Annotated in this window: 16 protein-coding genes; 9 read left to right on the top strand and 7 right to left on the bottom strand. The window is 69.9% G+C overall.

What is annotated here, in order from left to right:
- Positions 1-23 precede the first annotated feature (23 nt).
- Together VM889_00410 and VM889_00405 are read left to right on the top strand one after the other, a co-directional pair.
- Entirely contained in the window at positions 24-530 is a 507-nt protein-coding gene (locus VM889_00410) for a heme-binding protein (GenBank protein ID HVL46999.1), read from the top strand.
- A 61-nt stretch (positions 531-591) separates the two neighbouring features.
- Entirely contained in the window at positions 592-2,301 is a 1,710-nt protein-coding gene (locus VM889_00405) for a hypothetical protein (GenBank protein HVL46998.1), read from the top strand.
- On the opposite strand, the gene VM889_00400 is transcribed toward VM889_00405, so the two are convergent.
- On the bottom strand, positions 2,291-2,689 hold the full coding sequence (locus VM889_00400; protein HVL46997.1) for a DUF1722 domain-containing protein: 399 nt from the start codon (positions 2,687-2,689) through the stop codon (positions 2,291-2,293). The genes VM889_00405 and VM889_00400 overlap by 11 nt on opposite strands.
- 186 nt (positions 2,690-2,875) lie before the next feature.
- Here VM889_00400 and VM889_00395 point away from each other — a divergent pair, with 186 nt between their 5' ends.
- Positions 2,876-6,007: a PKD domain-containing protein gene (locus VM889_00395; GenBank protein HVL46996.1), complete on the top strand. Its 3,132-nt coding sequence runs from the start codon at positions 2,876-2,878 to the stop codon at positions 6,005-6,007.
- Between the two features lie 31 nt (positions 6,008-6,038).
- Here VM889_00395 and VM889_00390 read toward each other — a convergent pair whose 3' ends face one another.
- Entirely contained in the window at positions 6,039-7,007 is a 969-nt protein-coding gene (locus VM889_00390; protein HVL46995.1) for a winged helix-turn-helix transcriptional regulator, read from the bottom strand.
- Positions 7,008-7,327: 320 nt separating this feature from the next.
- Between VM889_00390 and VM889_00385 the strand changes: the two genes are divergently transcribed.
- Positions 7,328-8,620 carry an FAD-binding oxidoreductase gene (locus VM889_00385; GenBank protein ID HVL46994.1) on the top strand — a complete coding sequence of 431 codons (1,293 nt, stop codon included), beginning with the start codon at positions 7,328-7,330 and terminating at the stop codon, positions 8,618-8,620.
- A 166-nt stretch (positions 8,621-8,786) separates the two neighbouring features.
- Here the strand turns inward: VM889_00385 and VM889_00380 are convergent, their stop codons facing one another.
- Together VM889_00380 and VM889_00375 are read right to left on the bottom strand one after the other, a co-directional pair.
- Positions 8,787-9,416, bottom strand: coding sequence for a hypothetical protein (locus VM889_00380; GenBank protein ID HVL46993.1), 630 nt, complete (start codon positions 9,414-9,416; stop codon positions 8,787-8,789).
- Positions 9,417-9,652: 236 nt separating this feature from the next.
- Positions 9,653-10,762 carry a DNA alkylation repair protein gene (locus VM889_00375; GenBank protein HVL46992.1) on the bottom strand — a complete coding sequence of 370 codons (1,110 nt, stop codon included), beginning with the start codon at positions 10,760-10,762 and terminating at the stop codon, positions 9,653-9,655.
- Between the two features lie 191 nt (positions 10,763-10,953).
- Here VM889_00375 and VM889_00370 point away from each other — a divergent pair, with 191 nt between their 5' ends.
- Entirely contained in the window at positions 10,954-12,009 is a 1,056-nt protein-coding gene (locus VM889_00370; protein ID HVL46991.1) for a hypothetical protein, read from the top strand.
- A gap of 152 nt (positions 12,010-12,161) precedes the next feature.
- The gene (locus VM889_00365) at positions 12,162-12,962 is read left to right on the top strand and encodes an endonuclease/exonuclease/phosphatase family protein (GenBank protein ID HVL46990.1); all 801 of its coding nucleotides are present in this window, start codon (positions 12,162-12,164) and stop codon (positions 12,960-12,962) included.
- An 18-nt stretch (positions 12,963-12,980) separates the two neighbouring features.
- Here VM889_00365 and VM889_00360 read toward each other — a convergent pair whose 3' ends face one another.
- Both VM889_00360 and VM889_00355 read right to left on the bottom strand, forming a co-directional pair.
- A complete protein-coding gene (locus VM889_00360) occupies positions 12,981-13,565 on the bottom strand; it encodes a hypothetical protein (GenBank protein HVL46989.1) in 585 nt (194 codons plus the stop codon).
- Positions 13,526-15,280, bottom strand: a complete 1,755-nt coding sequence (locus VM889_00355) for a hypothetical protein (protein HVL46988.1) — start codon at positions 15,278-15,280, stop codon at positions 13,526-13,528. The genes VM889_00360 and VM889_00355 overlap by 40 nt, the downstream gene beginning before the upstream one ends.
- Before the next feature lie 341 nt (positions 15,281-15,621).
- Here VM889_00355 and VM889_00350 point away from each other — a divergent pair, with 341 nt between their 5' ends.
- The 3 genes from VM889_00350 (at position 15,622) to VM889_00340 (ending at position 18,922) form a co-directional block, all read left to right on the top strand.
- Positions 15,622-16,437 carry a hypothetical protein gene (locus VM889_00350; protein ID HVL46987.1) on the top strand — a complete coding sequence of 272 codons (816 nt, stop codon included), beginning with the start codon at positions 15,622-15,624 and terminating at the stop codon, positions 16,435-16,437.
- Between the two features lie 299 nt (positions 16,438-16,736).
- On the top strand, positions 16,737-18,119 hold the full coding sequence (locus VM889_00345) for a PAS domain S-box protein (protein ID HVL46986.1): 1,383 nt from the start codon (positions 16,737-16,739) through the stop codon (positions 18,117-18,119).
- Entirely contained in the window at positions 18,119-18,922 is an 804-nt protein-coding gene (locus VM889_00340; protein ID HVL46985.1) for a response regulator, read from the top strand. Before VM889_00345 ends, VM889_00340 begins: the two co-directional genes overlap by 1 nt.
- Before the next feature lie 479 nt (positions 18,923-19,401).
- Here VM889_00340 and VM889_00335 read toward each other — a convergent pair whose 3' ends face one another.
- Positions 19,402-20,205, bottom strand: a complete 804-nt coding sequence (locus tag VM889_00335; protein ID HVL46984.1) for an alpha/beta fold hydrolase — start codon at positions 20,203-20,205, stop codon at positions 19,402-19,404.
- Between the last annotated feature and the right edge of the window lie 32 nt (positions 20,206-20,237).

Here is a 20,237-nt window from a genome sequence, read left to right as displayed (position 1 = left end):
CACGCCGGGTTCCGATGATGGGCATGGCGACGGACGCGACGTACCCGAAGACGCCCGTCGGAGCGGTGGAGGTCAAGACGCTTCCGCCCGCCCTCGCGTACGAGGCGCGCGGCAAGGAGGACGCCTGGCGGGACCGCGACGACATGTTCTACCGGGACTTCGCGTTCCTACACGAGAACGAGCTCGCGATGACGACGCCGGTCGAGGTGGAGGTCGAGCGTCCGCGCATGCGCTTCTTCGTTCCGCGCGAGGACGAGACGCGCGTCCTCAAGACCGTCGACGGCGTCGACCTCCACCCGGTCGAAAGCCGAGAGGTCATCGCGACCGGCCTTCGCGGCAACTACTCCCCCCGGAACTTCGAGCGCGGCAGGGCGCGCATCGAGGCGTGGCTGGCCGAGCACCCGGAATACCGCCCCACGGGTCCCGCCTACGCGGTCTACTGGAATGCGCCCCTCACGCCCCCGTTCATCAAGCGGAGCGAGGTGCACGTCCCGGTGGAGCGCGTCGGGGCGGGTCCGGCCCGCGCTTGAGGCGACCGGCGGGGGAAAAGCCCAAGAGCCGCGAGGCTTCCTCGAAGGTGGGAGGCCCACCGTGAAAGCCCTCGCCGTCCTCGTCGTCCTCGCCCTTGTCGCGGGCGGGGCCCTCGCCGCGTCCCGCGCCTCGCTCACCCTCGCGCCCGAAGCCGACGAGGCGAACCGCCTCGCGCTCGACGCGACCGGACAGAAGAACTGCGTGCCCGAGGCCCTCGGCCGATCCGAGGATCCCGTGAATTGTCCGATGACGGCGACGGGTTTCAGCTCGCCGCTCGTCGGCATCCGCCTCCTCGACGCGTTCCCGGGGCACTTCGGCGTGAACCCCTGGGAGAACGTGGCGAACGCCCAGGGGCCGGGCGCGACCGAGACCCACCAGGGCTTCCATTCCTACGCCCGCTCCTCGCGCGGCGCGCTGCCCGACCTCGTGTACCCCGGCTGGACGACCTTCATCGCGCTCTACGGCGCGTGGGACGACCTCGACGGCGACGGGCTGGTGGATTGGATCCGCAACGCCTCCGCATCGGCGCCCGCGGGCAACGAGTGGGCGAGCCACCGCGGCGGCGATCTCGTCTCCTACATCTCGCCCGGCAGCCATCCCACGCTCCTGTCGGAGGCGCGGCCGCACGACACCGAGCCCGACCTCGCGTACGCGTACGACGCGTGGGGTTACACGTCGATCGGCCCGACGATCTACCTCGACGGAACGCTCCTCACGACGTACGAGGTGGACACGGTGTCGCGCCCGGTCTTCGCCCCGGGACCGCACGGTCGGCCCTTCACGCCGCGCGCCGACAGTCTGGTCGACCTCGACCGCTACGCGGCCCTCGCCCCCGGGCCCGTGGAGGCGGTGTACGGCGTCACCGCGGGACCGTTCATGGAGCGCTTCGGCAGCCCGAACTCGGGCACCGTGTTCGAGGACGGGGAGCGGGTCGGGTTCCCCTCCGCGGAAGGCACGCTCGTCGCGCCCGTCGCGCGCGCCGCCTTCGACCGTCTCTACGCAGGGGACCTGCGCGAATGGGCAGCGGGAAGCGGCTCGTCCGCCGAAGGCCGGCACGACGCGTACAAGAACGCCTTCCTCGCCTGGGCGGACCTCCGGCTCGAGCAGCGCGTCCTCGACACGAACGTGGGCCTCGGCTACCAGCGTTTCGCGACCCCGCTCGTGGGCCGCGCCGACGACGGGTCCGCGGCCACGGTTCCCACGCTCCTTGCGACGCGCGTCCACACGGGGCTCTGGCGCGACCTCAACGGGGACGGTTTCGTCGGGTTCGCCTCGACCCCAGATCCCTACGAAGGCGGATCGCGCCCCGACCCCGACGACTACCAGAACCCTCGCGGCGAGTTCTTCCCGATCCCCGTCGGCGCCCCGGGGGCCGCTTCCTCGATCGTGAGGGTCACGCTCGTGCCGTCGCCCGACTGGGGGGAAGCCGGCGCGTTCGTCACGAACAACGGAGTCCCCGCCATGACCGGAAGCGGCGGCCTCGTGTGCCCCCCCGAGGAGCTCCAGATCCGCTCTTGCGTCGACGGGCCGTCGCGCTGGCACGTGACGGGCGCGACGCCGATCACGCTCACGGTCTTCAGCGGCTCGTCCGGAACCTTCGGTTCGTACAACCACGCCCACGAGATCCTCCTCCCCGCCGGCACGGACGGCTTCTCGATCCGCGCATGCCTTGCGCCCGAGACGATCGCATGGTCGCACGGCGGCGAGCCCCACGAGGAGACGGTTTGGGACTGCGACACGCTCGCGCCGCTCGGCGGCTTCACGCTCTGAGGTAGGTCTGCCCGCGAGCCCACGCGGTCCCGTCGCGCGCGAGGGCCGCCGCGATGGCCGCCTTGGCCTCCTCGAGGTCGAGCGCGCCCGCGCGATACCGCTCGACGGCGCGCGCGAGCGCCCGCCGCGTCGGGGGGTCCCCGACGTGCCCCGCGAGGTGGGCGAGCGCATTCGCGTGGCGTCCCCGGCTCGCGGGCGCGGCGAGGGCGGCCGCGAGCCGCTCGCCGTACGCTTCGAAGGCCCCTGCGGCAGCCAGGCGACCGAGCGCGCGGGCCCCCTCGACGTCGCGGGCGAGAAGGTCCGTCTTGACGCAGGCGTGGAAGGCCTGCATCGCAGCCTTCGTCCGCGGGACCTCGCGCCACAGGGCGCTGAGCGACGGCGCGTCCATGGAACCGGGTGAGTCCGCTTGCGGTATAACGCCCGTCCCCGCCCGCGCCGTGATAGAGGTTCGCTCTAGGTCGGAGCTTCGGAACGTTGAATCCCTGTCCGGCCACAAGCGACGTGCCCCGCAGGGTCCCGTTGACAGGACGGGGTGCGGGTCCCCACCCCGGGACCCGTTTTGGAGGCAGGCACGATGTCGGCAGGTCAGGTCAACCCCAGAGAGTTTACCCTTTCGATTGGTCACGGCGCGCGGTTCCTCGCGCTCATCGGATTCGCGGCGTTCCTGGCGGTCGTCGCCTTGACCGCGGTCGCCGGGGAGGCCGAAGCCACGCATTTCCGCGGCGGGACGCTCTCCTGGAAACACGGCGACGAGCCGCGCGAAGTCATTTTCGAAGGGCGATTCTCCTGGCGCTGGAACTATCCCACCTTCGAGCCGCGCAACCCCCAGGTCGGCGACCTCGTGCGCCTCAACTGGGAGTTCCTCCGCTTCGGGGACGGGAAGACCGCCGAGCAGCTCTACCTCCTCGTCGAGAGCGTGAACCCCTCCGCGAACGTCATGACGGGCAAGCTCGTCTGGAGCGGCGGCCGCGAGATCACGCACGTCTACAAGACCGAGACGAACAACGGCAAGCCCTGGGTCGTCACGTACGACGAGTGCTGCCGCCTCGGGGCGATGAACAACAACCGCCACATCAACAATCCCGACGCGAACTACCGCTTGAACGTCGTCGTCGACCTTGCCGGCCCCACGGAGAACGACTCGCCCCGGACGCTCGTGCCGCCGATCGTTCCCTGCGTCATGCCCGGCCCGTGCGTCTTCCGCATCCCCGCGACCGACGTCGAGGGCGACCTCCTCCACTTCACGATGGCCCTTCCCGACGAGGCCGGCCCCGCCTCGGCGACGACCCCAGCGTTCGCGCAGCCCGTCGCCCCGGGCCTCGCGCCCGCCGCGGTCGGACTCGCGAACGGCCTGTACTTCTGGAACCCGGCCGGGATCTCGCTCCTCCCCGACGTCCACAACCTCTACTCGACCCAGGTCCACGTGTCGGACGGCCGCAACAAGGTCCCGACGGACTTCTTCATCGAACTCCTGCCTCCGGGCTCGCCCATCCCGGCTTTCAGCGCGGGCCCGTGCGGGAAGCAGCGCGTGATCCGCGCCGGCAGCGCCGAGAGCTTCGACGTCAGCGCCTCCTCCCCCGTCCAGAACCGCCACGTGTACCTCAACCACCTCGGCCTTCCCGCGGGGGCCGCGTTCCCGCTCCCCGCCGGGGCGAATGCCGTCTCGTCCACGTTCACGTGGACGCCTGCGGCCGCGCAGGTCGGCACCTACCTCGTGGTGTTCACGATCGGAGACTCGTCCGGCTACTTCGGCCACTTCTGCGCGGTCGAGGTCGTCGTCGTCGACACCGCGGCGCCCATCGCCGACTTCTCGCCGGGCACGCCGGATCCGACCCGGGGCCAGGCCGTCCTCTTCACGGACCTCAGCACGGATCCCGACGGCGAGGTCGTGGCATGGTCGTGGCACTTCGGCGACGGAGCGACGAGCATCCTCCAGCACCCGGTCCACGTCTACACCGCGCCGGGCACGTACAGCGTCCAACTCGTCGTGACGGACAACACCGGCATCTCGAGCCGCGTCACGAAGGACCTCGTCGTGAGCTTGAACACGCCGCCTGTCGCCTCCTTCACGGCGGACCCGACCTACAGCCCGATCGGCGGTTCGGTCCAGTTCACGGACACGAGCGTCGACGCCGAGGGGCCCATCGCGCAGCGCGCGTGGAGCTTCGGCGACGGGTCGGGCTCCACGCTCGCGAACCCGGTCCACGCCTACGCCGCCGAAGGCGTCTACACGGTCACGCTGACGGTCTTCGACGCGGGCGGTCTTTCGGACACGACGACCCGGATCGTTTACGTCGACGGCGCGCCCCCGACGGTCGCGATCGCCTTCACGTGCGCGGCCTGGAGCGCGACGAGCGCCGAGTGGTGCCTCGCGCCCATCGCCGACTACGCGGGAACGGCGAGCGACACGCTCGGTCTCGCGCACGACCCGCTCTGCACGGCCAACGGCCCCGAGGCGCCCTGCACGGGCACCGTCGCGGGCGATGGTCAGCACGTCGCCACCATCACGGCGCGCGACTTCGCGGGCCACGTCGCGACGGCGACCGCGACGATCGGCATCGACACGACGCCCCCGACGGTCGTCGTCCCCGCGGACCTCGTCCTCGAGGCGACCGGTCCCGACGGCGCTGTCGCGACCTTCGTCGTCGACGCGGCGGATGCGACGAGCGGCCTTGCGTCGTTCGTCTGCGATGCGGACTCCGGCGAGGTCTTCCCGCTCGGCGCGACGACGGTGACGTGCGTCGCGACCGACGTCGCGGGTCACACGACCACCGGAACCTTCTCGATCCTCGTCCAAGACACGACGCCCCCGGCAATCACCGTCCCCGCGACGATCGTGCTCGAGGCCACGGGCCCCTCCGGCGCGGTCGCGACCTTCGAGGCGACCGCGACCGACGTCGCCACGGGCGTCGCGAGCCTCGGCTGCGAAGCGCCGTCCGGCTCGACCTTCCCGCTTGGCGCGTCGACCGTGGTCTGCACGGCGACGGACGGCGCGGGCAACGTCGGCGCGGCCGCGTTCGGGATCCTCGTGCGCGACACGACGCCGCCCGTCGTGACGCCGCCCGCGAACCTCGCCGCGTACGCGACGACCGCCGGCGGCGCCTACGTCACGTACGGCCCCGTCCCCTCCAACGATCTCGTGGACGGCGCCGGCACCGCGACGTGCGCGCCCGCTTCGGGCTCCCTCTTCCCGCTCGGCACCACGGTCGTCACGTGCAGCGCCACCGACCGAGCGGGCAACACGGGGACGGCCACCTTCGAGGTGAGCGTCACGTTCGACTGGTTCCACTTCCGCCCGCCCGTGATGGAGGGCCACGCGTTCAACCAGGGCGCCCAGATGCCCGTGAAGTTCTGCCTCGCGGGCGCAAGCTCGGTCGTGAACGACGCGGTCGCGCGGCTCTACCTCGCGCCCGTCGCGAACGGCGTCGTCGGAACGTGGATCGCCGCCCCCGGCGACGGCCTCAAGCATTCGAGCGAAGCCCACCGGTTCCGGATGCCCTTCGAGGGCCACGGGCAGGGCATGAGCACGGGCTGCGGCCACGGCAAGGCCGGCGACGACAACGAGCACACGCCGAACGACCCGACGCGATCCTCCGGCATCTACGAACTGAACGTGGAGACGAAGGACCTCGCGAAGGGCACGTGGCGTCTCCGCCTCGACCTCGGCGACGGCGTCCTGCGCACGCGCGACATCGTGATCAAGTGAGGCCGGTGAGGCGCTGCGGCCGCGCCGCGCCTCAACGCCGCCCTCGCCTCGCGGGAGCGGCACCCGTCATCTTCGCGATGCGCTCGTCGAACCACGACGGGACGACGAACCACGCCTTCGGGAAATAGGTCTCGACGGCCCGGACTCCCGGGGCCGCAAGAAGGCTCAGCGTGAGCGCCTCCACGTCGGCGACCGCCTCGAGGTGACAGTAGAGGTCGACCCACGGGTGGGCGAGCGCCTGCCTCGGCGAGGCCTCGAGCATCGCGTCCCACCAGACGAGCGAAGGCAGCTCCCGCCGGCACCTGTTCAGGAAACCCGGCGTCGTCGCCGCGTTTTCGAGGAGGACGACGAAGCGCGCGAGGACGGCGCCGCGGTACCGCGTGAAATCGAGGACCGGGAACGTCCAGATCGCGCGCGACGCGAGAAGCTCACGGTAGCGGCGGTCCAGCGTCCGACGACTGACGCCTGCGGTCCTGGCGACGTCCGCGAGCGAGGCCTCCGCGTGCGTGCGGAGCGACGCGAGGATGCGCCAGTCGGCCGCGGTGGGCGCGAGCGCGCTCGCGGGCGGCTCGAAGGGGATGCACAGGGAGACGGCGTCGACGCCCGGAAGCTTTCCGACGAGGCGGGTGCATCGTCCGAGCGCGGCCTCGCTTTCCTGCGCGTAAAGGAGGAGGACATAGGGGCCCACCTGGTCGACGCCGGCGAGAACGCCGTCCACGAGCGCGAGCGCCTCGAGGACTTCGCCCTTGCGTCGCGGGTCGTCCACCCGGACGTCGCCTCCGGCAAGGCCGGCGCCGAAGAGCGATGGATTTGGGACGACCTCCTGGCGCACGAGGAAGCCTGCCTCGCGCCAGGCCTTGAGGCGCGACCAGACGGTCGACCGGTCGACGCCCAGGCGGCGCGCGAGGTCCGGGGTGGCCAGGCGCGGATCGCCGCCGCCCCAAAGGAGGACGCGGCCGCGGTACATCTCGCGCAGGATCGCCGCGTCCAGCCGGTCCATGGCACGGATGAGGGGCGGTGGCGCTTCAAATGTCCGATCCGTCGTCCTGGCCACGACCGCCGGGCCATGGGAGCGCGCGACCCGCCCCGCAGTCGACGCATCGGCGACAAGCATCCAAGGTCCGTGGACGGCCATGACCTCTCGGTGAGAACCTGTTCCGCCACGCCGAGAACTCCCGGACCCTCACGCTCGCAGCCCTCGAAGGAGGCACCCGCCGCGTCCCCGAGCGCGACCTTGCGCGCCTCGAGGAGACACTCGAGGGGCCGCTTCTTCGGCCGGCGGATCCGGAGTTCGTAAAGGCCACGCGCCTTTGGAACGGCATGATCCGGCGCAGCCCCGCCCTCGTGGCGCGTCCACGGCACGCGCGCGACGTCGCGACGCTCGTGTCGTTCGCGCGCAAGCAGGGTCTCCTCGTCACCGTGAAGGGCGGCGGTCACCACATCGCCGGGCTTGCCGTCGCCGACGACGCGCTCGTCATCGACCTCTCAGGGATGCGGACCGTCGCGGTCGATCCCGGGACGAAGACGGCCCGCGTCGGGGGCGGCGCGCTCCTTCAGGACGTCGACCGCGAGACGCAGAAGCACGGCCTTGCGACCGTCCTCGGTTTCGTCTCCGACACGGGCGTGGGGGGCCTTACCCTCGGCGGGGGTTTCGGCTACCTCGCGCGTCGCTTCGGATGGGCTGTGGACAACCTCCTCGAGGTCGAGATCGTGACGGCCGACGGCCGGATCCTGCGCGCGAACCACGACGCGCATCCCGATCTCTTCTGGGCCGTGCGCGGCGGCGGAGGCAACTTCGGCGTCGTGACCGAGTTCACCTTCCGCCTCCATCCCGTCGGTCCCATGATCACCGGCGGGGCGATCGCGTGGCCCGCCGAATCGGTCGAGGAGGCGCGCCGCATCTTCACGGCCTACCGGGAATTCACGGCCTCGGCGCCTCGCCACCTCACGGTGTTCCTGAGCATCCGTCGCGCGCCTCCGGCGCCGTTCATTCCCGAAGCGTGGCATCATCGACGCGTCGCCCTCGCGCTCGTCTGCCACAGCGGCCCCCTCGACGACGCGCGTCGCGAACTGGACCCGCTCCTCGAGGCGATCGGCGAGCCGATCGTCGACGCCGTCGCGGCGCGACCCTACGCGGAGCAGCAAGGCTTCATCGATGGGGCCGAGCCGCACGGGATGCACTACTACTGGAAATCCGAGCACGTGGCGTCGATCCCCGATGCTCTTGTCGACGTCGTCGCGGCGTTGTCGCAGGAGAATCCCATCCCCGAGGCCGAGGTGGGCTTCCTCCACGTCGAAGGCGCCTTGAACGAGCGGGCCGACGATGACGGCGCGGTCGGCAACCGCCGCACTCTCTACATCATGGGGGTCACCGGCATGTGGGCGCCCGACGACCCGGACGCCGCGATGCACGTCGCGTGGGTGCGGGAGGCGTGGGCGCGGTTCCGGGCCTACTCGAGCGGCAACTACGTCAACTTCCAGACGGCCGACGACGGGGAGGACCGGCTGCGGGGGACCTATGGGGCGAATCTCCCGCGGCTTGCCCGCGTGAAGCGGGCCTACGATCCGTCGAACCTCTTCCGCGCCAATCGCAACGTGCGACCGACGACGTGAAGCGGTCCCGTTCGTCCCGAAGCCGGTGGGCGCTCCGCGACGTCCCGACAGGCCGCCCTGTCGAACCTCGATGCGGACTCAAGGCGTCGCTGCCATCGGGCCGCGCGCCCTCGGACGCGTGGAGTCGGCCGAGGGTCCGCGCGGACCTGGATCCTGGTTCGACGGTTCAGCGGCGGCGCCAGGCGACGAGGCCGAGCCCGACGAGGCCGACCGTGGCGAGCGCGAGCGTCGGAAGCTCGGGCACGGGCTGGGTCGGCATCTGGGACGGGGCCGTGACCCCGGAGGCCGGGTCGTTGACGGCGACCTGGAGGTTCACCGAGTTGCCGCCGCCCTTCGTCGCGGGCGTGTTGTAGATGCGAAGCGCGAGGCGCTCGCCCTCCTCGATGACGAAGTTCGAGACCTGGACCGACCCGGTCACGATCGTCTGAGGTCCGTTCCCGGTCGCAAGGGGGATCGGGGGCGCAGCGGCCTTGAAGGCGCCCGTCGTGTTGATCTTGCCGATCTGGATGTCGAACGCGTCGGCGTTGCCCTGGCCCTTCACCTTGATCGAGTAGGGCCAAGCGCCCGAAAGGTTCCACGTCGCGATGGACACGTCGCCCTGGAAGATCGCGGTGGCGCCATTGCCGATGTCGTGCCACCCGCTCGCCCCGACGGGGGCCGTCCGGCTGAGGACGAGGTTCGGGTAGAGATACCATCCTTCGGTTGCGGCCGCTTCGGCGGCGGGAGCATGCACGGTGAGAGCGAGAAGGGCGGTCGCGAGGGCGATCAGGGGCTGGCGCGTCATCCGACGGGTCATGGCGGGGGCCTCCAAGCGCGGATACGCCCCGAACATATCTGAACACCGTCGGTGCGCTGATCGAGAGGTTTCCTCTAGGATCGGCCCCCCAGGCCGCCAGGAAGCGCCGGAACGGATCCCCGCGGTCGATGGTTCAAATTCCGGCTCCGCGAAAGCGCGCGAGCGGCGCACCCTGCGCCGGGTCGCAAGACGCTCGGCAAGAACGCCGCTCGCGGGCGGCTCAGGTCGGTCGGTCCTCACGCGAGAAGCTCGAACGCGCCGAACGGTCGCGCGACGCCGTTCACCACCAGGTCGACCTCGTGGAGACCGGGTCGATGGCGTCGCGTGGTCCGGGGCGCGAAGGACACCGTTTTCGAGAATTTCGCCGTCCCGCCGGCCGCGAGGCGTTTCGTGGGCAGCTTGAAAGTTTTCGTCGTTCCCCGATGTCCGCGGGATTTCGGGAAACGGACGCGGAGCGCGAGAACGGCGGTCGTCTCGGCCCCCTTGTTCGTGAGCACGATCGCGAACCGGAGGTCGCTCCCGATGCGAGGGCGCGGCGGGTCGAGAGTCCCGGAAACCTCAATCGCGTCGCCGCCCTCGCCCCCCGCGAGGCGGATCGCCTCCGGGTGGCCCGCGCGCACGAGGCCTCGGAGGGCGTGGAGAACAAGCCTCCGGCGCTCGGGCGGCGCCTCGTCGAGCCAGCGCGCGGTCACCGCGAGCGCGACCTCGGGATGGTCCTTCGCGACGTCATTCAGGTTGTTGGCTACGGAGCGGCGCACGTAGGCGCTCGGATCGTCCTTCAGCTTCTCGAGGAGCGCGAGCACCGGCGACGGATCCGCCTGGAATGGCGCGAGGCGCGCCGCCCAAGGGAGACGCGGCCGCGTCCCTTCAGACACGAGTCGCCGCACGCGCTCGTCAGGGTCTCGCGTCCACCGTTCGAGCGTCGGGAGCGTGAGGGCCGGGTAACGCTCGATGAAGGGGCGGATTGCGAACTCGCAGCTGGACCGCCGCGTGATTTCGCGCATCGCCGCGAGCGAGGGTTCCGGGTGGCCGAGGCCGCGCCGCTCGACAAAGACCGCGTGCGGGTGATGATGGAAGGCCTCCATACCCTGGCCCATCGGATCGGCGAGCGGGGCCCCGAGCGATGCCAGGACGATCGGAAGGGCCTCCTCGTACGCCGGGGGCAAGGCCCGCGCGAGCGCCTCCGCGATGTGGCGAGCGCGGTCGAGCAGCTCGAGCCCGTCGAGGCCTGTCGAGGCGTCGGCCCTGAAGGTTTCGCGAGGGAAGGCGGGCCACGCGCGCGCAAACTCGTCGGCAATCCGCTCCACGCGGAGCCGGTCGAAGAAGAATTTCAGGGCCTCGCCCATCGCCGAAGGAGGGACGCCCCGCGGCCTTGAAGATGCCGCCCGCCCCCCACGCCGACATCGAATGGAGGATGGCTCAAGAGCGGACCTCGATGGATATGTTCGCGAGAAGGCCTTCCGCCCCCTCATGTCCAAGGGCCCGACTCCCGGGGCTCATGTCCACGCGGTTGGCGCTGCTGGCGATTCCTCTACTCATGATCATGGCGACCCCCCTTGCGAGCGCGGGCGCGCTCGACGTCGCCCACTGCTCCCCCATCTTCGAAGACACCTTCGACGCGGAAGCTCTCGGCCTCAACAAGGCGACCCTCGCGCACTGGACGATCTCGGACGGAACGATCGACGTCATCGGCGCGGGCGGCGCCCACGACATCCGACCCGGACACGGCCGTTACCTCGACATGGACGGTTCCACGAGCAACGCAGGAAAGATCACCTCGAAGGCGGCCTTCGCGCTCACGACCGGAACCTACGTCGTCGAGTTCGAGCTATCGGGCAACGCCCGCAACACCGCGAGCGACTCCGTCACGATCACCTTCGGCACGCTCTTCACCGAGACGATCACGCTCCCGGGCGCCGCTCTCTTCAAGAAGTACCACCGCGAGATCGCGGTCCCCGCCGACCAGAGCGCCCGCCTCTCCTTCGAAGGCATCGGCGGCGACAACATGGGTCTGCTCCTCGACGACGTGATGCTCTGCCGCTCGACGGCCACCGCGAGCCCCTCGTGGTACGCCTCCGCCGGCGGCCTGACGGAGAACGCCTGCGCTCCCTCGGGCACCGTCGTCCTCGCCGAGGGCGCAAGCCACCTCTTCACGAGCGACGTCGCGGCGACCGAGACGTTCACGTTCGGCACGAACACGGTCTGGGGCTACTCCATCCAGCTTAGCGAGGGCTACACCGGCACCTACGAAGTGCAGGTCGGCCGCTACGACGGCACGTTCACGTCCCTCGGCAGCGCCACCGTGGCCGCGAGCGCCGCCACGCGCGCGACCGGCACGGTCACGGTCACGGGCGCCTTCGACGTCGTGCCGGGCGACCGGCTCGCGCTCCTCGTCAAGAACGTCGCCAACTCGCCCGCCGGGTCGGCGATCACGGTCGTGACCGGCCAGGCCTCGGGCGACTGCACGCTCGCGCGGACGTACCTCGGCCTTCCGGCGAACGCGCCCCCGTTCCCGACGCCGGAGCTCGGCTCGCTCGCGCTCGTCGGCCTCGGCGCCATCGCCGCAGTCATCGTGCTCCGCCGCCGCGCCTGAACGACGAACGTCCGCCGCGCGGGGAGGTTCCCGCGCGGTGATCTCCCCTTCCGTATAGAAATGGCTTGGCCGACGCCCCGCGGGGACTCGACGGCGCTCGCGACCGGCGAGACGACCAGAACCCCCATGCGGTTGTCCGGCCTCGAACGAGCGTGGGCGCGCGACTTCGCCTCATGACCTGGAACATCCTCCACGACACGCCTTGCGAGGAGGCGATCGAGCATCCGTGGGAAGAGCGTCGCGAGATGGCGCGCCTCGCGGTCGACGCCGTCGCCCCCGACATCCTCTGCCTTCAGGAGGCGACGCCTGGCCAGACGAGCGACCTCGTCGAGAACCTACCGGATCATTGGATCGTGGGCCGCGACCGGCAAGGCGGATTTGACGGCGAAGGGTGTCCCGTCGCGTTCGACACGCGCCGGTTTTCGCTCGAGGCTCACGGCCAGTTCTGGCTCGGCGTGACGCCGGACGATCCGAGCACGCTCACGTGGGGCAACGACGTGCCCCGCATCGTGACGTGGGCGCGCCTCGAGGATCGCGCGACGGGCGCGCGCTTCCGCATCGCCAACGTGCACCTCGACCACCTCGTGCCGACGTCGCGCACGAAAACGGCGCGCCTCCTGCACGAGCGCCTCGGCGACGCCACGCCGGGCGAGCCCACGATCCTCGCGGGCGACTTCAACAGCCCCGCCTGGGCGAAGCCCCATCGCATCCTCACGGGCGAGGAGCCGCGCTTCACGGACGCGCTCCGGCTCGCAGAGGAGCGCGACCCGTGGTACGCGGGCACGTTCCACCACTTCAAGGAGCACGCGTTCATCCGCGTCGACTGGGTCCTCGTGCGACCCGCGGTGCGCACGCTCGCATACCGCGTGATCCGCGAGACGCCCGCGGAGACGTTCCCGAGCGACCATTTTCCGGTCGTTGCGGAGTTCGCGGTGCCGTTCGTGCGCGTGTGAGCGCGAGGATCTCCCGGATCAAGCCGCATGGATTCCCGGGAAGTAATATCGTTGCGCCTTCCAGGCTGTCGACGGAACGATGAGGCCCACCGTCGCGTCGCCCGTGCCGCACGCGCCGCCGACGGCGCTTGCGGCCATGGAGCCCGCCTTCAGATCGCAGACGGCCTCGCCCGCGAGCACCGCGGCGTCGACGCTGTAATCCACGTGCGCGGTCCCGCCGGGCGTCACGTGCCAGAACCGCGGCAGCCCCTTGAGCGCGCTCGGCGCGAGCGCGTTCGCCTCGAGCGCGTAGGCGACGGACGCGCCGTCAGCGGCGCTTCCCGAAGCCTCGCCCGTGCCGGCAGGCGTCCGCGTGACGGCCACCTCGACCGGGCCGACGGCCACGGTCCACCCGACGCTCGCGAGCACGTCGGCGAAGGGCCCCTCGGGCGCGTGCGTGACAACCTCGTAGAAATCGCGGTCCGCCTTCGCGCGTTCGCCCCCCGGATCGGGAACAGTCGATCGGGGCCTGCACCCCGCGCGCTCGCTCTTGTGGATCGCGCGCGGCGGGCCGGGCGCTGGAATCAGCCGACCGCGAGCGGCGCGAGGGTGTCGCAGTCCCACACCCGGTCGTTCACGTCGAGGCCGCCCGAGTTGTATTTCACGAACGCCTCCTCCGTGCACGCGCGGACGCTGAAACCGAGCGTGCCCTGCGGCAGGTAGAGATATTGCAGAGCCTGATAGAAGCCCGGGTCGAGCGTTTTCGAGTGCAGCGAAAGCGTGACGGGCTCGTTGCCCGTGACGCGCCGGAGGCGAGCGTTCGGATCGTTCACGCTCGCGGTTCCGTAGTCGACCGCGCATTGCGCCTTCGACGGGTCGGGGGCGCCGTTGAACACGATGGGCGCGACGTTCTGCAGGCCGCACACGAGGACGCTCTGTCCGTCGACGGCCGGCGTGTACGTGTTCATCATGACGAAGGCGCCCGCCGGGCCCCAGTCCGGCGTCGGCGTCAGCGTGACCGTGAGGTAGCGCAATCCGATGAGCCGCGTGTTGGCTGCGTTCACGAGCCAGTCCGCAATGTATTCCCCCTTCGCGTCCAAGTAGGCGTCCGCGATGGGGCGGTTGCCGCCGAGGTGCGGGTCGGGTCCGGCCGCGCCGATCCAACCGTCCTCGTTGAGGTCCTTCCACAGGCCGCTCCTCAGCGTGAAACCGAGGTGGCCTGGAATCATCGCGGGCCGCCCGTCCGCCGACCGGCCCGGGACGGGGCCGTGGTGCACCGGCAGATACCCGAGGGGGTCCGGGCCCGCGTAGTCGGGGATGAGGTCGACCCATCCGAGGTAATCGGTCTGGAATTCCAGGAGGCGGCCCGCGGCCGAGGAGTCCGACGCGGCGCGCGACTCCTGCTCGTAGGGCGCGTAGAGGCGCCCCTGCACGAGAGCGGCGGGCCCATCGAGCGGCGCGGGGAAGGCGAAGGGCGGGTATTCGCACGACCCGGGGCAGGTCGCAAACGACGGCGAACCGAGCGGGGCGACGATCGCATCCCCGAAAGGTTTGTAGAGCTGCGCCACGGGGCCCGGCGCGACCACCGGGTACTCGTCGATGTCGACGAGCGAATCCGCCTGGGGCGTGAAGGGCTTGCCGGGCGAAGGAACCAGAAGCGGATTCACGACCGTATCCACAACGTAGTGCGTGAACAGCGATCCATCCAGGAAGACGATGCGGTCGAACGCGAGGTGACTCGCGGAGCGGTACATCTGAGGGGTGCCGCGATAGACATACGTGAAATCGGGCCCGTCTTCCGAGGGCCGCGTGGAACTGTAGAGGTTCGGGTGCGCGCCGGGCACGACGTACGAGTAGAGGTTCGCTCTCTCGATCGGGAACCATTCGTCGAACGGGGAGCGGTCCTCGTAGGTGTCGTCGATGATGCCGTCCCCGTTCTTGTCCTCCCAGCGACCGTACCAGGCGTTGAACATCCCCGTGCCGGGAAGGATCGCCTTCGGAAGCATGCCGCCGGAGGTCCGCTCGAGGTCGCCGCGGGTCGTGATCCCGGGCTGATAATTCTCGTCGGCGCCCGAGAGGACGAAACCCGGGACGGCCTTCATGTCCACCGTGTGCGCCGTTCCCGTCGTGTCCCAGAAGTCATCGAGAAGGAGGATGCCGCCGGGCGTCGCGCCGCGATCCGCGATGGCCTCAACCACGCGATTGTTTTGGCCCTTCCCGTCGAGGCGCAGTCGGTCGTGCTCCTCGGCCTCGAACCTCACGTCGCCGTCGTAGGCGGCGGCGAGGGCTGGAACGAGAAGGGCGATCGCGAGAACGCTCGAGATGACGACGCGGCGCAACGTTGGGCCTCCCGATCGAGCAGCGTGTCGGCGCGCCATAAAATCGCGGTTCCGCTATCGTTCGACGATGCATTCGCCCGCGCGGGGCCTCGCGCGCGCGATTGTGTGGACCGCTCCACGTCCCCTGAACCGGCTCGTGCGACCGGCACCCGGCCTCGCTTGCGCGGCATGATTCTCGACGGATCTGACGCGCGAGCCGTCGGTCGCTCTCGGTGTCCGACGCGGCGCGGCCGAGCGGCGACGAGGAACGACGATCGGTCGCCGAGCCGGTCTCCCCGCGCACGGTCGCGGAAGGGACCGAATGCCCGCCGATCTTGCTGCATCGCGTCCGTCGCAACGCTTTGCGTACCACGCTCTATTTCGCGCGCGCGCCCGCAATCGACCGCATGGCCCTCGCTCGATCCCGGATGCTCCCCGCTGTGCTCGCCTTCCTCGTCGTCGCCGTCGCGCTCACGCCCACCGCGGGGGCGGACGTGCTCGTGTCCCTGACCGTTCACGAAACCCCCGAGGCCCCGGCCTCGACTGCGGTCCCTTCGTGCGCGTTCTGGATCCGCGGCGAAGGCCTCCTCGCGGAAACGGGGCGCCTACTCGTCTACGAAGAGGCCTCCCCGGACCTCGTCCTCGCCTCCGTTCCCTTCGTCGGCACGCCGGAAGGGTACGGCACGTATGCGGTCCTCGCGGGCCCCGTCACGCTCGCTTCGAGCCACGCCGGGCTGCGCGTCGTCACGGCGTACGAGAATCCCGAGATCTGGACGATCACGAGCGCGCCCTTCTCGGTGGACTGCGGGTCGGCGATCGCCTCGGCCCCATGCGAGGTCTCGGCGCCGCTCCCGCCGATCGCGGCCCCCGGCCATGCGCGGCTCGACGGCTCGCACCGCTTTGAGCTCGGCTCCACGATCCCGGTGCGGCTCCGGGTCCTCTGCGACGGCGTCGCGCCCGCCGTCGCGCCCAGGCTGTTCCTGTCGAAGCTCGATGGCGGGCTTCCCGCGCTCGAGCAGGCCGCGCCCTCGACGTCGCACCCCGGGTCCGCGATGCGGTGGATCGGTCACCACTGGCACCATGAGCTCGACACGCGCAGCCTCACGGCGGGCACGTGGCGCCTGCGCGTCGAGGTCGGCGACGGGACCGAGCACGCGACCCGGCTGAGCCTCGTGTGATCCGGTTGCGAGTCCGGCCGGCCCAACGTTACGGGACACTTTCGCGAGAACCACATGCGGCGAGCGCGACCGCGCACGACGAAACCGGTCTCACACACGCAGCCGAGGAAGCTCCGGGCCCGGCCACGGCAAGCGCGCGGACGGGCCCGTCGACCGGATCGCGGCCCGCACCGGGCGCGGCTTTCGCGTCGGCGACGATTCCGCGCACGCTCCCCCCATTTCGAGCCCGGCCGCCCAAGAGCTTTTCGGGCCGCTTCCGCAAAGCACTTATCAAGTACACCAGGTTGAAAGGGGTACGGATGCCTTCCGACCTGGGTCCTGATTTCGAGGCCTTCCTCGAAGCCGCGCCCGACGCGATGATCGTCGTCAACGGCGGAGGTGTCATCGAAAAGGCCAATCGGCAGGCCACGCGGCTGTTCCAAAGCGACGATCTCGTGGGCAGCCCGGTCGAAAGCCTCGTCCCCGCCAGGCTGCGCGCCCGGCACGGGGCCCATCGCGCCGCCTTCTCGACGCTGCCGCAGGCGCGATCCATGGGACGCGGCATGGATCTGCGCGCTTTGCGCGGCGACGGCACGGAATTTCCCGTCGAGATCAGCCTCAGCCCGTTGCACATCCGGGGTCGCACCGTCACGCTTGCCGCCATCCGCGACACGTCGGACCGGAAACAAGCCGAGGCGAAGTTCCGCGGACTTCTCGAGGCCGCGCCCGACGCCGTCGTGATCGTCAACAAGGCCGGCGAGATCGTGCTCGTGAACACGCAGACCGAGCGCCTTTTCGGATACGGGCGCGAAGAGATCCTCGGCAAGACCGTGGAGATCCTCATCCCCGATCGTTTCAAGGCGCGTCATCCCCCCCATCGGGACGGATTCTTCTCGGACCCGCGGGTGCGCGAGATGGGCGCGGGGCTCGAACTTCATGGTCTGCGCAAGGACGGAACCGAGTTCCCCGTGGAGATCAGCCTCAGCCCCCTCGAGACGGAGGAAGGCATGCTCGTGAGCAGCGCGATCCGCGACATCACCGAACGCAAGCGGGCGGAAGAGCGATTGAAGGAAAGCGTCCGCGAGAAGGAAGTCCTCCTGAGCGAGATCCACCACCGGGTCAAGAACAACCTGCAGGTCATCGCGAGCCTCATCAATCTCCAGAGCGGCACCATCGACGAACCCGCCGCTCGCGCCGCCTTCGCCGAAAGCCGGAACCGCGTGAAATCGATGGCGCTCGTCCACGAGACGCTCTACCGCTCGAAGGAGTTCGCGCGCATCGCCTTCGGCCCCTACATCGAGGAACTCGCCTCGGAGCTCCTGCGGGCCTATGGAGTCGGCGACCGGAAAGTGCACGTGACGATCGAAGCCTCCGGCGAGCCCATCGTGGTCGACACCGCGATGAGCCTCGGGCTCGTCGTCAACGAACTCGTCAGCAACGCCATCAAGCACGCCTTCCCGGGCAACCGCCGCGGCCACGTGCTCGTTCGGTTCGGTCCCGACGACACCGGCGCCCTCCTCCTCACGGTCGAGGACGACGGGGTCGGGCTCCCGGTGGGGTTGGACGTCGAACACACGACGACCCTGGGCTTGCGCGTCGTGGCCACGCTCGCCCGCCAATTGGACGCGACGCTCGACATCCGCCCCAGGGACCCTACGCGGTTCGTCCTCCGCATGCCCGCCCCGTCAGCGGAGGAATCGTGATGAAGCCCCGCGTGCTCGTCGTCGAGGACGAGGGGCTCATCGCGCAGGACCTCGCCCACACCCTGACGCGGATCGGTTACGAGGTGACCGGAATCGTCGACACGGGCCCCGACGCCATCGCGGCCGCGACCGAGAACAAGCCGGACGTCATCTTGATGGACATCCGACTCAAGGGCCCCATGGACGGCATCGAAGCCGCGGGAGAGATCCATCGAGGCCACGACGTCCCCGTCGTCTTCCTGACCGCCCACTCGGACGCGGCCACGCTCGAACGAGCCAAGCTCGCTCGCCCCTACGGATACGTCCTCAAGCCCTTCGAGGAAGTCGATCTCAAGACGACGCTCGAAATCGCCCGCAACATTCACCACGCGGAAGTCGCCCTCGCACGCGCCGAAGAGCGCCACCGCGCCATCCTCGCCACGCTCGACGAAGCCGTCATCGGCATCGACGCGGATGGACGCGTCACCTTCCTCAATCCGGCCGCCCGGAGCCTCACCGCCCGATCGGACGCGGAAGCGATCGGGCGGGACCTCGCCGAAGTCGTGGCCCTGAGCCTCGGAAACTCGAGCCTCGACCTCGTGCTCGCCCAGGCCCGCCGCAAACGCGAGTCCCGAACCTTCGAAGCCCGGCTCACGGGAGCCGACGGCGCGCGCCACGACGTGCGCGGCGCGCTCCTGCCCATGCGCGACGGCTACGTCATCACGCTGCGCGATACACTCGACCGGGCCAACTACGAACGGCTCATAAGAGAGCGCGACGTGAAAATTGCCGCGCTCGAAAAGCGCGTCGAGGAACTCATTTGAGAGCCGGGGCGCGACGAGGATGCGCGATGAGTCGCCACCGAAGCTGAGGTTCGAGAGAGCGGCTGGACAAGTCGCCCCGTAGAACACCTCTATAGTTGCTATTACTGTGCTATTCGCGCGAGCTGTACGCCGAATGGTTTCGCTACGCCTCGCGAAAGTCACGGTACACGTCCCCTCATCAAGCCAGGGCACCTGGCCGCTGCCGACCCCTACGTCTTTGCCAGCCGGGAGATCGCTCAGGGCGACCCTGTCGACGTGAAGGTCGCGTGCGCGTGGATCGACGAAACACCGGAGCCGTGGCGTTTCCTCGGAAACAACACGACGCCTACACGGGAAGACGTGCCCCGAAGCTGAGGCACGTTCACGTGCCAGATCCAAATCCTGGACGACCCATCTCTGTGGGCGTCGCCTGACGTTCGGCGACGTTATCGATTCCAACCTCGGAGGCTGGGTCCCATCAGTGCTGCGCGCGATCTGCGCTACACGAGCCAAGTCTTCAGCAGCGCCTGGCGGTATTCTTCGCTCGTGGTAAAGGGCTCGAGGTGGCTTGCGCCAGGGACCCGTAGAAGCGTTGTGCGCTCTTGCGGCGCGCGACGTGCGACGGCCTCCGTGAGCGCAGGAGGCGTTGTCTCGTCTTCCTCTGCGAGACAGAACAGGATGCGTTCAGGAAGCGCGTGCGCGATGTTCTCGTCGGCTTGCGCGAACCGCGACGTTTTGGGAAATGCACGATCGAAGACATCCATCGCAAGCCGTCGAAGTCTATCCCGAAACCATATGTTGAGATTTGGAAACGGCGACTCCAGCACGATGGACTTCACGCCAGAAAGCCGGGGCGCGGCGTTGGCAACGGCGCAAGCGCCGTAGCTGACGCCAACGACATGGACGGGCAGGAAGCCTGACCCGGCTTGGGCGAAACGCGTGGCGGCCAACACGTCATCGAGAGGATATGTCGCCGGCCCTTCGCTCGCGCCGTATCCGGTGAAGTCGAACGCGAGCGCCTCCAGCCCCGCCTCGTGAATGAAGTCGATCCACCCGCGCTGGACGAACCAATCCTTCGCCCACCTCGTGTCGGGGTGCGCCAAGACCACGACGCCGCGCGGCCGCTCCACAGGGAACCAGCGGGCGACGAGCCGTTGTCCGACGTCTCCCTCGATGACGACCTCCTGGCTCGGCGGATGCTTCGGTTTCTCGGGCGGCGTGCGGCGGCGGCCGCGGACGAAGACGGCCTTGGCAAACAACCCGACGAGACGGCGCTCGAGCCTTGATGGTGGTCCCCGATCCAAATGTCGACCTCCCGCCTTTCGTAGCACGCATG

Source organism: Candidatus Thermoplasmatota archaeon (genome assembly GCA_035540375.1).
Lineage (GTDB): Archaea > Thermoplasmatota > SW-10-69-26 > JACQPN01 > JAJPHT01 > DATLGO01.
This window is presented reverse-complemented; position numbering and strand designations above follow the sequence as displayed.